Annotated in this window: 8 protein-coding genes; 2 read left to right on the top strand and 6 right to left on the bottom strand. The window is 60.8% G+C overall.

The window, feature by feature from the left end; genetic code table 11:
• On the bottom strand, window positions 1–127 hold a 127-nt coding region (gene tnpA, locus L1249_RS17685; RefSeq protein ID WP_442908429.1), incomplete at its 3' end, for an IS66 family insertion sequence element accessory protein TnpA.
• Between the two features lie 924 nt (window positions 128–1,051).
• Here tnpA and L1249_RS09825 point away from each other — a divergent pair.
• Both L1249_RS09825 and cysQ read left to right on the top strand, forming a co-directional pair.
• Window positions 1,052–1,906 (top strand): UTP--glucose-1-phosphate uridylyltransferase, encoded by an 855-nt coding sequence (locus L1249_RS09825; RefSeq protein ID WP_235253541.1) that lies wholly within the window; start codon window positions 1,052–1,054, stop codon window positions 1,904–1,906.
• Window positions 1,907–1,972: 66 nt separating this feature from the next.
• Complete coding sequence (gene cysQ / locus L1249_RS09830; protein WP_235253542.1) at window positions 1,973–2,737, top strand: 3'(2'),5'-bisphosphate nucleotidase CysQ; 765 nt, start codon at window positions 1,973–1,975, stop codon at window positions 2,735–2,737.
• 218 nt (window positions 2,738–2,955) lie between these two features.
• Here cysQ and rfaH read toward each other — a convergent pair whose 3' ends face one another.
• The 5 genes from rfaH to L1249_RS09855 all read right to left on the bottom strand — a co-directional run bounded on the left by rfaH (window position 2,956) and on the right by L1249_RS09855 (window position 14,916).
• Window positions 2,956–3,471, bottom strand: a complete 516-nt coding sequence (rfaH, locus tag L1249_RS09835) for a transcription/translation regulatory transformer protein RfaH (RefSeq protein ID WP_235253543.1) — start codon at window positions 3,469–3,471, stop codon at window positions 2,956–2,958.
• Between the two features lie 388 nt (window positions 3,472–3,859).
• Window positions 3,860–5,188 carry an aminotransferase class I/II-fold pyridoxal phosphate-dependent enzyme gene (locus L1249_RS09840; protein ID WP_235253545.1) on the bottom strand — a complete coding sequence of 443 codons (1,329 nt, stop codon included), beginning with the start codon at window positions 5,186–5,188 and terminating at the stop codon, window positions 3,860–3,862.
• Window positions 5,185–12,510: a type I polyketide synthase gene (locus L1249_RS09845; RefSeq protein ID WP_235253547.1), complete on the bottom strand. Its 7,326-nt coding sequence runs from the start codon at window positions 12,508–12,510 to the stop codon at window positions 5,185–5,187. The genes L1249_RS09840 and L1249_RS09845 overlap by 4 nt, the downstream gene beginning before the upstream one ends.
• Entirely contained in the window at window positions 12,507–14,126 is a 1,620-nt protein-coding gene (locus tag L1249_RS09850; protein ID WP_235253548.1) for an LTA synthase family protein, read from the bottom strand. Before L1249_RS09850 ends, L1249_RS09845 begins: the two co-directional genes overlap by 4 nt.
• A 1-nt stretch (window position 14,127) precedes the next feature.
• Window positions 14,128–14,916, bottom strand: a complete 789-nt coding sequence (locus L1249_RS09855; protein WP_089675762.1) for an SDR family NAD(P)-dependent oxidoreductase — start codon at window positions 14,914–14,916, stop codon at window positions 14,128–14,130.
• Window position 14,917 lies beyond the last annotated feature (1 nt).

The following is a 14,917-nucleotide window of genomic DNA, read 5'->3' on the forward strand; positions in this document are numbered from 1 at the left end:
TGCGCCAGTTACAGAAACTGGCGTAGCCGATGTTCTCTTGTTTGCAGAACTTCGAAGCTGACAGACCACTGTCACGCTGCTGATTGACCAGAGCCTGCCACTGTTCGGGTGTGCGGTGCTTTCTCATGGGGGTAACCTCGTGTTGGAAAGTGTGAGGTTACTGTAGGGCGATTTTCAGCAGGGTGGCAGAACGTCGTGGAATGAACGCTTACCTCGCTCTTTCGTTACGCCGCGCTACGGGGCGGTCAGACACTCGTAGCGCGTGGTAAGCGGAGCGCACCCGCGAAGCACTCCGCCAGGAGTGCCGATGGTGGTACCTAGGTATGATCATTCACGGTGGCCTTATCCAGGCGGCTACCCGCCGCCTTCGCGGGTGCCTCCTTCGCTCGTTGCTCTCGCTCATTCGTTACGCCGCGCTACGGGGCAAGCACTCCGCTCTAATGATCCGCGGCACTCTAGGTAGGAACCCGTAGCGCGGTGTAAGCGGAGCGCACCCGCGAAGCACTCCGCCAGGAGTGCCGACGATGGCACCTAGATGTGATCATTCACGGTGGCCTTATCCAGGCGGCTATCGCCGCCCTCGCGGATGCCTCCTTCGCTCATTGCTCTCGCTTATTCGTTACGCCGCGCTACGGGGCGGTCAGACACTCGTAGCGCGTGGTAAGCGATAGCGCACCCGCGAAGCACTCCGCTAGGAGTGCCGATGGTGGTACCTAGGTATGATCATTCACGGCGGCTTTATCCAGGCGGCTACTCGCCGCCTTCGCGGGTGCCTCATTTGCTCGTTGCTCTCGCTCATTCGTTACGCCGCGCTACGGGGTAAGCACTCCGCTCTAATGGTCCGCGGCACTCTAGGTAGGAACCCGTAGCGCGGTGTAAGCGGAGCGCACCCGCGAAGCACTCCGCTAGGAGTGCCGATGGTGGCAGCCAGGCTCGCGCCGGTAGCTGCGTTCCTGCTATATTGTTCGGCATGTCTATTGCATATCGTTTGGCGTGGTTTGTTAGTTGAAAGTTCACATTGGAAAGCACGCTCAATAAAAGGACGTTAATGATGACTCAAGTACGCAAAGCGATTATTCCAGTGGCCGGGTTTGGTACGCGCCTGCTGCCAATCAGCAAGGCGATTCCTAAAGAGATGGTGCCGGTGGTGGATCGCCCGTTGATTCAACACGTAGTGGAAGAAGCGCTGGCCGCGGGCATCAATGAAATCATTTTGGTCACGCGTGCCGGAAAATCGGCCATTGAAGACCACTTCGATGTCCACTTTGAACTCGAACACTCGCTGGCCAGCAAGGGTAAAAATGCGTTGTTGGAAACCCTTTCGGCCATTTCCCCTAAAAAGCTGAAAGTGACCAGCGTTCGTCAGCCCAATGCGAAAGGGCTAGGCCATGCCATTTACTGCGCTTCCCACCTGTTAGACAAAGACGAGCCGTTCGCGGTGATACTGCCGGACGTACTGGTCAAACCCCAGGTAGGCAGCAGCGCGTGTGATTTAGGCAGTATGGTCGAGCGCTGGGAAGCCTCCGATGCGTCGCAAATCATGGTAGAAGCGGTGCCGCAAGAAGACGTTTACCGTTACGGTATTGTGGATTGCGACGAGCCAGCGGCGGGAGAAAGCGCTACTATGCGTGGCGTAGTGGAAAAGCCCAAACCGGAAGACGCGCCGTCGCGCCTGTCTGTCATTGGCCGCTACGTGCTGCCGTACCGCATCATGGAGCTGCTACGCGATCAGCCGCCGGGTGCGGGTAATGAAATCCAGCTCACCGATGCCATCGACCGCTTGATGCAGGAAGGGCAAACCGTGCAGGCGTTCCGCATGCATGGCCGCACCTTCGATTGCGGACACATCGAAGGCTGGCTGCAAGCCAATACCACGCTCGCTCGGGAAGCGGGCTACGACGTTTGACGAGCTGTTGAACGATGAGTGTTTGAAAACCGTCCTATGGGCGGTTTTTTACTATCTGGGGGGAGTATGCGGGAATTACTCGAACAGGTGTTGGCCATTGCCAAGGATGCTGATCGCGCCATTATGGCCGTGTATGCTCGTGAGTTTGATGTCACGCTTAAAGAAGATAACAGCCCGCTCACAGAGGCGGATCGAGCGGCGCATCAAGTGATACGGCGCGGCTTGGAGGCGCTATCGACGACGCTGCCGATCTTGTCGGAAGAGGATATAGAGGGCTTTTCAGGCGTGGGGAATGAGGGCCGCTATTGGCTAGTCGACCCGCTGGATGGCACCAAAGAGTTCATCAAGCGAAATGATGAGTTTACGGTGAATATTGCGCTGATTGAAAACGGTGTGCCTATTTTGGGGGTCGTCACGGCGCCTGCGCTGGGGACGGCTTATATCGCCGCAGGCGGTATGGGGGCTTTTAGAATCGACGCTGATGGACAGCGCCATGTGATTCAAGTGGCCGGCAAACCTTCACCAGGAAGGGCATGGCGGGTACTGGGCAGCCGCTCCCATGCAAGCCCCGCCTTGTCCGCTTGGTTGGAGACGCTGGGCGCTTATGAGATTCAGCCCATGGGAAGCTCCTTGAAAAGTTGCCTGATTGCGGAAGGTAAAGCCGATGTGTACCCACGGTTAGGCCCCACTAGTCTCTGGGATACCGCTGCCGCCCATGCCGTCGTGCGTTATGCAGGTGGTCGAATAGAGACCCTGGAAGGGCAGCCGCTTAGCTACGCCAACCCTGCCGAGACCTTGAACCCCTCCTTTGTTGTATGGGGATATTTGTAGCGCGGCGTAAGCGGAGCGCACCCGCGAAGCACTCCGCTAGGAGTGCCGATGGTGGCACAGAGCTTTGATGATTCACGGTGGCTTGATCAGGCGGCTATCGCCGCCCTCGCGGGTGCCTCATTTGCTCGTGCCTCACAAGATACGTTACGCCGCGCTACGGTTGATCATTCACCGTTTACCATCATTCGCCATTCGCCATTCGCCATTCGCCATTCGCTTCACCGCTTTTCCAAGCTTTCAACCGGTAGTTCTACGTGTTGTGGGCGTTGAAGGACGTTGAGCAATACGATGGCGCGTTCTTCGCCTTTGCAGCGGGTGAAGATGGCTTCTAGATCTTTGAAGGGGCCGTCGGTGATGGTGACTTTTTCGCCAGCGGTGAAGTAACTGTGGCTGCCTTCTTGGCGATGGGGTTGGGCACGCAGGGTGTCGACGAGGGCGTCGGGGACGGCGATGGGCGTGTTGCCAAAGGTGAGCAGGCGCAGGACGCCACGCGTAGAGCGGATGGGCCGCCAGTTGCTGACGACCTGGTCTAAACGGATGAATAGATAGTAGGGAAACAGCGGCTCGGTGACGGTAGTGAGCTTGCCTTGCCGTTTGCGTTTTACATCCAGCACCGGGTGAAACACCTCGTAGCCTTGGTTGGCGAGGTGTTCGGCGGCGCGGAAGGATTCGCTGCCTTTGCATTGAATGACGTACCAGTGTGCAGTGCTGGTCTCGATGGTTTCTTCTGCCATGTTGCTACCTTCCTATTGCCCAGGTGGTTCTTCAGGTTAATGTGCCACCTTCCAGGCGGCTATCGCCGCCCCCGCGGGTGCCTCTATCGCTCGTTGCTCTCGCTCTTTCGTTACGCCGCGCTACGTGGCTCCATTGCACTTAAGCGGGCACCTGTAGCGCGGTGTAAGCGATAGCGCACCCGCGAAGCACTCCGTTAGGAGTGCCGAAGTTGGCACTGTGGTGTGATGATTTGCAGTGGCATCATCCAGGCGGCTATCCGCCGCCTTCGCGGGTGCCTCATTTGCTCGTGCCTCGCAAGATTCGTTACGCCGCGCTACGGTGTTGGCATTCACCATTCACCATTCACCATTCACCATTCACCATTCACCATTCACCTCTCACCACCATTCACATCCCTTCGGCTAACAGCTTCTCCAGTACCTCTAGCGTCTCGTCGATGTGCGCTTGGGTGTGTTCGCAGGAGAGGAAGAAGCGCAGGCGGGCGCTTTTTTCCGGCACGGCGGGGTACAGGATGGGCTGTACGTTGATGTCTCGCGCGAGCAGTGCGTTGGAGAGGTGCGCTGCCAGTGGCGAGCTGCCAACGATGACGGGAACCACGGCGGAGCCGATGCTGTGGCCGGTATCCATGCCGCGTGCTTGCGCCTGTTCGAGGAAGTAACGGGAGATGGCCTGTAGCTTGGCGACCCGCTCGGGTTCCTGGGCCATGAGTTCCAGTACCTTGAGCGAGGGGGCGGCGACCTGGGCGGGCATACCAACGCTGTACAAAAAGCCCGGTGCGAAGTAGCGCAGCGTCTCGACTAGAGCAGTGCTACCCGCAATGTAGCCACCGCAGCCGGAGAGCGTTTTGCTCATGGTGCCCATCCAGATATCGACATCGGTGGGGTCGATGGCAAAGTGTTCCCGCAGGCCCAAGCCGGTTTTGCCCATCACGCCGAAGGAGTGGGCTTCATCCACCATGAGCCAGGCTTGATGGCGCTGTTTGAGGGCAATGAAGCGCGGCAGGTCGGGTATGTCGCCGTCCATGCTGTAAAGCCCTTCGATCACCACCAGGACGCGCTCGAATTGATGGCGGTGCTGGACAAGCAATGCCTCCAAAGCGTCGGGGTCGTTGTGGCTGAACGACATGCGCTTGGCCCCGGAGAGCTGGGCACCGACCAACGAGCTGTTGTGGATGTACTCGTCGTGGAGGATCAGATCCTTGGGGCCTAGCAGGTAGCCTAGCGTGGAGACGTTGGTGGCGTGACCACTGACGAAGGCCACGGCATCTTCCACGGCATACGCCTTGGCGATGGCCTGTTCCAGCTCGCCATGAATGGGCCGTTCGCCCGAGACCACACGGCTGGCAGATACCGAAGTGCCGTAGTGCTGGGCGGCCTCGCAGGCGGCGTGGATGACCCGCGGGTCGCCGGAGTAACCCAAGTAGTTATAGCTGGCAAAGTTGATGCAGGTGCGGCCATCCATCACGCTCGTGGCCCCCGCCAGGCCGTCGTGCACCTTGAAGAACGGCACCTGCAAGCCCAGCTGTTGCGCGCCCTGACGCATCATCATGAGCTGCTGATAGCCTGGGTGCGCATCGAAGCGCGTAAAGCGCTCGGGCACGGAACGGGTTGCCCCTGCGCTGGTGGCAGGGGCAGTGGGCTGGCTGGCTCTTGCGGTAGGGCGCTTGCGCGCCTGTTCCAGTAGCTGGCGTTTTAACTCAGAACGCTTGGCGGTCATGGTGTCTCTGTCGCTGGGGAGGATGCGGGCTCACTGGTAATGCCGTCCGCGCCGTGGCGGGCGGCCAGAGAGGCTAACGCATCTTGCGGCGACTCTTCAACGTCTTCATCGTGCTGGTGGAGCTTCTGGATCAGCACGCCTGCCAGCTTGTCGAGGGTGGAGGCTTCGCTGAGGACCATGACCGGCACTTGAACGCCCAGGCGGTTCTCGATGGCGGTCATCAGTTCCACGCCCATCAGCGAGTCGAAGCCCATGTCGTACACCGAGCGGTTGACGTCGATCTTCTCTTCGTCGATGAGCAGAATGCTGGCAAGCTCGGCGCGCAGCAGTTCGGTGATGGTGCTGTGCAGCTCTTCTGGCGAGAGGTCGGCCAGCAGGGCGCTGATGTCGTCGTCGTGGTCTAGGCTGCCGTCGTCATCGCTGGCGCGGGCAATTTCGTCGAAACGCGGGGTGTCGGAGGTGGGCAGGAAGCGCGCCAGTGCGCCCCATTCCAGCTCCAGCACGCCCAGGCTTGGCCCGGGGGTCAGCAGCATCTGTTCCAGCACCTTCAGGGCGTCGTCGGAACGCAGCGCCGAGCCTCCCAAACGCTCTTGGAGGGCATCGCGGGTGCGGGTGTTGCGGGCCAGGAAGCCGACGTCTTCGATGGCACCCCAGCGTACGCAAGTGGCCGGTAGACCTTGGGCCCGGCGGCGGGCCGCGAAGGCTTCGAGCCAGTGGTTGGCAGCCACATAGTTGGCTTGGCCTGGGTTGCCGAACAGGGTGGTGGCCGATGAGTAGAGCACGAAGAAGTCGAGGGTGTCGTTGGCCGTCAGCGCCTCTAAGTGTTTGGCACCGTCGATCTTCGGTGAGAGCACGTTTTGAATCCGCTCGGCATCCAGGTTGCGAATCAGGCCGTCATCGATGACCGTGGCGGCATGCACGATACCGCGCAGCGGACTGAGCTCGCGTTTGGCGCGCTCGAGTACCTGTGCCAGGGCATCGCGGTCGGTAATGTCGCATGCCGCCGCCAGTACGTTCACACCTTGCGCTTCGAAGTCAGCCACGGCTGCTTGCGCTTCTTCACTGGCCGGGCCGCTGCGGCTGAGTAGAATCAGCTCGCGTGCGCCTTTATCGACCAGCCATTGTGCGGTTTTTAGGCCAAAGCCACCCAGGCCGCCGGTCACCAGGTAGCTGGCATCGCTGGGTAGCTGCATGCTGGCGGTGCCTAGCTGCTCCTGGCGCGGCGGGGCAATGGGCTGCTCGTAGGTGACGACGACCTTGCCGATCTGGCGCGCCTGCTGCATGTAGCGGAAGGCATCGATGACTTGGCTATGGCTAAAGGCGGTAAACGGTAGCGGGCTCAGCGTGCCGTCGTTGAACAGTGCCATCATTTCGCCGAACAGGCGCTGGGTGAGGGCCGGTTGCACTTTCATTAGCTGGTCGGAGTCGATGCCGAAGTAGCTCAGGTTGTTGCGGAACGGCCGTAGACCGATATGGGTATTTTCGTAGAAGTCGCGTTTGCCAAGCTCCAGGAAGCGACCGAATGGGCGCAGTGCGCGCAGGTTCTGGTTGATCGCTTCACCTGCCAGGGAGTTGAGGACGACATCGACGCCCTCACCCTGGGTGTCTTCGAGGATCTCTTCGGCAAAGGTGAGCGAGCGGGAGTCGTACAGGCGCTCTTCGCCCATTAGGCGGAGGAAATCACGCTTCTCTTCCGAGCCCACCGTGGCGTAAATCTCGGCCCCCATCCACTGGGCGATTTGTAGCGCGGCAATGCCTACACCGCCTGCAGCGCCGTGAATCAGCACTTTTTCGCCGGGTTCTAAACGCGCCAAGTGTTTTAGCGCGTAGTACACGGTAAAAAAGGTCGTCGGGATGGTGGCGGCAGCGGCGTAGCTGACGCCTTCGGGCAGCGGGGCCACGGCGTGCTGGCTGGCGACCAGGCGGTCGCTGAAGCTGGCAGGGCCGAAACCGACCACGCCTTGGCCGGGAGTCAAGTGGGTGACGTTGCTGCCGACGGCCACGATTTCCCCGGAGAACTCCAGGCCCAGCGTGGGGCCAGCAAAGCCGTTTTCGATGGCTTCATCGGAGAGCAGCCCGAGGGTATACATGACATCGCGGAAGTTGAGGCCGGTCGCTTTGACGCGTACCTCGACGTCGTCAGCGCCAAGCTCGGGCAACTGGCGAGGCCGCCACTGTAGCTGGCGCAGCTGGCCGGGCAGGGTGAAGCCGAGCGTCATGGCTTGGCGCGGTGCGGGGTTGCTGGCGGTATGCGGATGCGGCGCGGGCAGGGTACGCAGGCGGGTGGCAAAGCGGGTGCCTTGCGGGTCAATGACCAGCTCATTTTCACTATCCGGTTCCGCAATAGAGGCCGCGAAGGTGGCGAGCGCAGACGCACTGGGGGCATCTGGCAAGTCAACGAGGGTGACGCTGTGGCCCACGGCCTCGTTGGCCAGCGAGCGGCCAAAGCCCCATAGCGCGGCGTCGTCGGCACGCTGGTAACCTTGAGTGGTCAGCCATAAGGTCACATGGCAGCCTTGCGCGTCCAGGCCGCTCGCTTCCAGCGCCAACGACCACTGCTGCGCGGCGAAACAGCGCTGCGTTTGAGCCTCGGTGGTCGTGCTGCCTAGCTCACGCAGATCGAGCACGTTCAGTGCCGTCGGTGTGTCGGTGAGGTCGGCCAGCGCTTCATTGAGTAGCGTTTGCGGTGCTGCGTCGCTGATCCGACGCCATACGCGGTGGCCCGTGTGGTGGCTTAGATGCTCCGCCAGCTGTGCAGCAAGCGCTTCTCGTGATGCATCGGCTACCACCAAGGTCTGCGCGCTGGCTACCTGCGCGTCGGTGTCACCAAGCTCTGGGTGTTGCGCATGCAGCAAGTAAGCGCCCGCCTCCTCTAGTTCGATAGGCGCGGAAACGCTCAGCCCCTGGTGGCTCAGCCACTCGATCAGCGTGCTCTGTTCGAGCGCCGCTTGGTCGATACCCGGCGTTGCCAGCAGGTCGTCCAGCCAACGGCTCGGATGAAGGCCAATCACCATGATCTGCGCGCCGGGCGCCAATTGCGCGGGTAGGGCCTCGATCAGTTGGCGTGTGCGTTCGGGTTGGGTGACATCTGCGCTGACGAACGCAAGCTGTGCCTTTTGCGCGGCTGTCAGCGCCGGTAGCGCCTCGTCTAATGACTGAATGTCCATCAGCGGGTAGCGCTCTTGCAGCTGTTCCGCCTGGTGGCGCGCCGTGTCGCTCGTGGTGAGCGCGCGGTAGCGATAACGGTCGTTCGTAGCCGGGGCGCCGTGGGCAAGCTGTTCCAGCAAGCGCTGGCCCAACGCGGGCGCGCAGGGGCCTGCTTCCAGTAGATTGAGGTGCTGTCCATCCGGCAAAGTAGCCAGAGAGGCGTCCATCAGCGCGCCTAGCTCGCGCGCCAGTACTTGCCAGCCATTTTCACCGATCAGTACCCGGTTGATGCCAGCCAAGTGCTCGGCACTAATGCCCAGGCTTTCCAGCGTATCACGGCCATTGAGTAGCGGTTCACGGTGCAGGCCCAAGCGGCCGACGAGGTGAATGGGCGCGAAGTAGTCGGGATACTCCTGCACCAAGAGCTGCCAAATGGTCTCTGGCGCTGGGGGTTCGTCGTCGCCGCCGCCATTAGCCTGCTGGACGAAGGCCTCGCTAAGGCTATCGAGCAGGGGGGCAACTTCTTGCGCATAGCGCTGGCCAGTGCTGGCGGTGTAAGCATCGCTCAAGCCCATCAGGCGCGTCAGTGCGTCTGCGGGAAGCGGTAGCGCGGCGGCTTTCAGCGGTGCGGGCGTGAGCTCCACGTCTAAATAGCTAAAGTGTTGGTGGTGCGCGCGGTTGAGGCGAATGGCCTTGAAGCGTGTTTGGCTCAGCACCGCCACGGCGCGGCCTTGGGCATCGTAAAGCTCGAAGTCCGCCGTGAAAGAGTGCGGAGCGCGCTTGCCCATGACCGCACGCGCCAACACCGGCGCGCCTGCCTCGGCATTGACCTGAATGCGACCCACGCGCACCGGTACAAAGGCGAGCTGGGCGGCAAATTCACTGTGCTGTGCCAGCAGCGGAATAAACATCTGGAAGGCGCTATCCAGAATGCCGGGATGCACATGTAGCGTATCTAACTGTTCAGCCACCGCCTCGGAGAGTTTGATTTCCCCAATGACGCTATCGCCCTCGATCCAGCCGCGTTGAATCGCCTGAAACGCTGGGCCATAGTGCAGGCCAATGCGTTCGGCCATGTGCAGATGCTCGTCTAGGGTATAGTCAGCATCACGTTTGGGTAGCGCTGGCGCCCTGCGGTTGAGCAGGAAACCGCGGCTTTCGCGCATCCGGCGTGCCACGGCATTGAGCTGCCACTCGCTTCCCGTGGCGGGCTCACGGGAGTGGATGGCCAGACGTCCATCATCGGGGTCGAGGGTGAGACGCATGGTACGGCCATTGGGGCCGTCCAGCAGCAGCGGGGCGCGAATTTCCAGCTCCTCGATATCGAGAACCGGCGTCTCTTTCTGCTGTAGCGCGGCGGCCAGCGCCAGCTCGACGAAGCCCGCGCCGGGGAAGACGGCCCCTTCACCCACCACATGGTCGGCCAGCCAAGGCTGCCGCTTGGTGTCTAGCTGGCTTTCCCAGGTGTGCTCTTGCTGCGCTAATGGGTAACCCAGCAACGGGTGCTGGTAATAGCGTGATAGCAGGCCTTGGCCGTCGTTGGTGCCTTGAACCCATAGGTGAGTGCGCTGCCATGAGTAACGGGGCAGCAGGACGCGCTGGCCCTCCACGGGGAAGAAGCGCTGGCTGTTGACGCTTAATCCGCTGAGTAGCAGCTGGCTGAGCGTGCGGTTCAAGCCCTCTAACCCTGGCTTGTGGCGCTCGATGGTGCCGAAGACTAAGCCGCTGCGCTCTTGCTGGCGCAGCGATTCGTTGAGATAGCGGCGTAAGATCGGGTGCGCCCCGACTTCGACGAAGACGTTGTAACCCTGCTCGATGAGGGCGGTCGCTGCGCTATCGAAGAGCACCGGCTCGCGGATGTTGAGCCACCAGTAGTGGGCATCCAGCGTCGTGCCTTCGGCCAAGGCTCCGGTGACGGTGGAGAAATACGGAATTCGAGAGGGCTGCGGCTGAATATCGGCCAGCGCTTCCATCACGCCTTCCTGGATGCTGTCCATGGCGGGACTGTGGAAGGCGTAATCCAGCGGCAGGCGTTTGGCAAAGGTGCCTTCGGCGCTCAGTGCGGCTTCCAGCTCGCTAAGCTGGCCGCGGTCGCCTGCTAGGGTAATGCCTTTAGGGCTATTAATGCCTGCTAGGCTTACGCGGTCAAATGCTGGTTTGGCAAGCCAAGGGGCGATCTCTTCAGCGCTCATCGCCACTGCGGTCATCTCACCTTGGCCGCGGGTTTTGCCCTGATAGTCGCTGCGGTAATAGATGACTTTGACCGCATCTTCCAGGCTGAGCGCGCCGGAGGCCCAAGCGGCGGCAACTTCGCCCACGCTGTGACCAAATACGGCAGCAGGGGTAATGCCTTGGGCTTTTAGCCACTCGGTCAGTGCTACCTGCAGGGCAAACAGCGCAGGCTGAGCGATTTCGGTGCGTACAAAGCGGCTCTCTTCGCCTTCTAGCTGGTTACGGCCTGCTAATTCGTCACGCAGTGAAAAGCTGCCGTAGCGCTGGAACAGGGCGTCGACGCGGTCAATGGCAGCAGTGAAGTCGGCGTCGGTATCCAACAGGTCGTGGCCCATGGTTTCCCACTGGCAGCCGTTACCGTCATAAACGAACACCGGGCCCCTGGCGTTGGCGAGGCGCTCCAGCGTCATGACCTGGCTGGCTTCGCCTTCGGCAAACTGACGCAGTGCCGTGGCTGCTTCTTCTGCACTGCTGGCAAAGCAGAGTGCGCCGTGGCTGTGCTGCTCACGGTGATGGAACAGCGTATGGGCGATATCGTAAAACCCTTGGCCAGCTTCCTGAAGGTGCTTAGACAGGGCAAGGGCGTTTTCCGTTAGCGCTGCTTCGCTACGGGCGCTTAAACGAATGGGCAGCGGGGCATCCGGTGTTTGGCGAGGCGCTGCGGCTTTTTCCGGTGCACTTTCCAAAATCACGTGGGCGTTAGCACCACCAAAGCCAAACGAGTTAATGCCAATCACCAAACGGCCTGTGGGTTTCAGCGGCTGGGCTTTGGTGACCACGCTCAAGTTCCATTCGTCGAACTTGATGCGCGGATTCAGCTTGCGAATACCAATGGTCGCGGGCACCTCGCGGTGCTGCAGGCTATAAAGCGCTTTGGCAAGCCCCGCCACGCCCGAGGCGGTTTCCAAGTGGCCGACATTACTTTTTACCGAACCAATCGGCAGCGGCGTTTGCCGATGTTTGCCAATCGCTTCGCCAATGGCGCGGGTTTCGATGGGGTCGCCAACGGCGGTGCCGGTACCGTGGGCTTCTAAATAGTCGATCTCATCGGGGGAGATGCCCGCTTGCTCGTAGGCGCTGCGCATCAGGGCAACCTGAGCGCTGGGGTTGGGCACGGTCAGGCCGGATTTGTGGCCGTCGGTGTTGACCGCCGACCCGGCTACCACCGCCAGAATGTTATCGCCATCGGCAACGGCTAGGTCGTAGTCCTTGAGCAGGAATATCCCAGCGCCTTCTGAGCGCACGTAGCCGTTGCCCGCTTCATCGAACACTTGGCAGCGGCCGGTGGGCGAGAGCATGCTGGCTTTAGAGAAAATGATAAAGCCGTAGGGGTGCAAGTGCAGGCTGATACCGCCCGCCAGTGCCATGGTCGTTTCACCGCTGCGAATGGATTGGCAAGCCTGGTGAAACGCCACCATGGAGGACGAGCACGCGGTGTCCAGCGACATACTGGGGCCATGCAAGTCAAACACATAAGAGAGTCGGTTGGAGGCGATGCTCGAGGTGTTGCCCGTGGCGGTCGAAGCATCAATAGCCGACATGTCATCGGCTAAACGGTAAGAGTAGTCAAGACTGGCGACGCCCAGGAAAACGCCGCACTGGCTGCCACGCAGAGTGCTGGGCACAATGCCGGCGCTTTCCATGGTTTCCCAGGCGAGCTCTAGCAGCATGCGCTGCTGCGGGTCCATATTGGCCGCTTCGCGTGGGGAAATACCGAAAAACGCTGCGTCGAACCCGCTGATATCGCCCAGGCTACCCGCAGCAAAGGTGACGCTGGTGCCAGGGTGGCGTTTATCTGGGTGCCAAAAGGCTTCATGGCTCCAGCGATCTGGGGCCACTTGGGTGACGAGGTCTTTTTCGGCTTGCAGGTCTTGCCAGAACGTTTCAGGGGTGGTGCCGGGGAAACGATGGGCGGCACCGATGATGGCCACACGTTTAGTCATTCTTGCTCCTGAGGTTCTGGTTCTGCCTTGATCACATCGTTACTTATATCGCGTCCAAACACTTGTTTAAATAGCCGGACGCCAAGTTCGTTGGCTGCTATTCCCTGCAGCGGTTGCTCGGCAGGCATTTGGTCAGGCGGTGTTGGTTGCGTTGACCATATCATGTATGGGGTGCTGCCCGTAGGGGGCATGAAGTACCCATACGCATCGGGCAGTATAGGGACGTGGTCGCCATACCAGCTCAGTATTCCAGGCCTCGTGCTCTCGTTTAGCGCTGTTTTAACGCTTGCCAGCATTTGATCAGCTTCACCTAAATGGTGCAAGTAAACGGCGAGCTCCCGCAGATGGCCTGGAAGCGGCCACGCGGCGTTCGGCAGCGTATCGGCCAAACGTGCCTGTTGGGGCGCTTCCAGATGCAGCGGGCCGTGGTTTTCCATGGTGATCACAAAAATAAATAGCGGCCTATTATCGTCATCTTTCAGCAGGCGTCCAACCTTTCGTGCCACGGCTCGGTCGCCTATGTACTGCCCGTGCTTATCGCTGCTGCTAAACGCGCTGATATCGATAAAGGTATCAAAGCCTAGCTGCGGAATGACCTTGTCGCGCATGTAAAAGGTAGCGGGGTAAGGGTGCACGCAAATAGTGCGGTAACCCTGCGCGCGAAAAGCGCTCGCCACGCTGGGCAGCGGGTAACGGCTTAGCGTGCGGTAGGGGTTGAACTGGCGGGCACCCCAGGCGCTGGGTGCCAACCCCGTGAGCACGGCGCATTCGGTGCGTACGGTATTGGCCCCCCAGGCCGGCACGCTCAACTCGCCCTTTTCGACGGCCTCGGTAAAGGTGGCATCGAAATGTTGCAGTAGCGTCGGCGCAACCTCTGGACACCATGGGCGCGGATCGAAAAATGATTCGCTCTGGACCAGGACGACATTGGGTCGCTCGGCGCTATCTGGTGAAGCGACGGCACTGGGCTGGCTGGCAGCCGCGTAGGGGGATGCCAAAGGGTCAGGCGGTGACGAGCGCATCAATGCTACCCCATAGGCCCAAAGGCTGGCATATAGCCCCACGCGATGTAGATCCTCGACCGGTTGCAGGGACATGGCGCCGAGTGAGCGTAAACCAACGGCTACCAGCACCGCCCCGAGCCCGGCGAGCAGTCCGTTGCTTTGTAAAAAGAGCACGGTGCTCCACTGGCTAACCAGCGACGGCTCCACATAGAGAAAGCTGCCAATGGCGATGGCCCCCGCGCTGCTGGCCGCGATGGCGAGGCCAATGCCAAAAAACGGGACATAAAGCCGTGGGTGCAGGATGGCGTCCCAGAAGTACTCGAAGTCGTGGCAGATGAACGGTTCGTTGAGCGTTTTGGACTTGGTATTGCTTGACTGGACCACCACGAGCTGGAGTGACAGCACGAAGACCACGGCAAACCAGGGACGCTGGAGCAGCAGCGTGAAAAGCCCAAATAGCAGTAGCCAACTGCCGAGATGGATCACATTGGCTGCCATCGGCCGCTGCCAGAGAGGAGCAGGCCGTGGAGACAGCAGCGCTTCGAACGCTAGGCTGAACACTAGCCCGATGAAGAGCGGCAGGCTAAGCGATAGGAGCAGGTGGCCAAGCATCTTACCGGCCTCCTACATGATCGAAACCCAGTCGTTTGATGAGCCACTGCGACACGCCTGCTGGCAAGACGGCCAGCCACCAAGTGCCGAAGTTGAGCGGAAACGGGAAGCTGACTCGCGCACGGTTGGCGCGAATGCCACGAATGATCACTTTGGCGGCTCGTTCGGGTGGCCACTCAAAGGGCTTGGGGCCAGGCATGGCATTGCACATGGGGGAGGTGACGTAGCCGGGCATGACGACCGTTACCCCGATGCCGCAGGGGGCGAGCAAGCCGCGCAAGGCTTCGCCATACGCTTTGATGCCCGCTTTGCTGGCACTGTACGTGGGCGTGCTGGGTAGTCCATGCCAACCTGCCAGTGAGCTAATGAATACCAGTTGGCCGCTACCCCGTGCGCGCATGGCGGGTACCAAGTGCTGCGCCATGGCAATGGGGGTGGTGAGGTTGATGTTCAGCAAGGCTTGAACATCGGCCCAGGGCTCGAGCTCGCCCAACTGCTCAGGATGTGTGTTCTTGCCTGCGTTGGCGATCACGATATCCGGCAACTGCTCGGCACGGAGCGTGGTGAGCCACTGCGCTAGTGCCTCCTCATCAGTGAGGTTGATGGAGGAGAGCGACACGTCAGCCCCTTTTTCGCGACAGGCGTTAGCCACGTCCTCTAAGGCGCTGACGTTGCGTCCATGCAGAATCAGATGCGTCTGGGGCGTCGCATACGCCTTGGCGAGCGCTCCGCCGATGGCCCCCGTGGCGCCGGTAATCAGCACGCGGCGTGTGTGTGGTGTCTTTGTCAAG

The organism is Halomonas sp. Cn5-12, assembly GCF_021532545.1.
Classification (GTDB): Bacteria; Pseudomonadota; Gammaproteobacteria; order Pseudomonadales; family Halomonadaceae; genus Vreelandella; species Vreelandella aquamarina.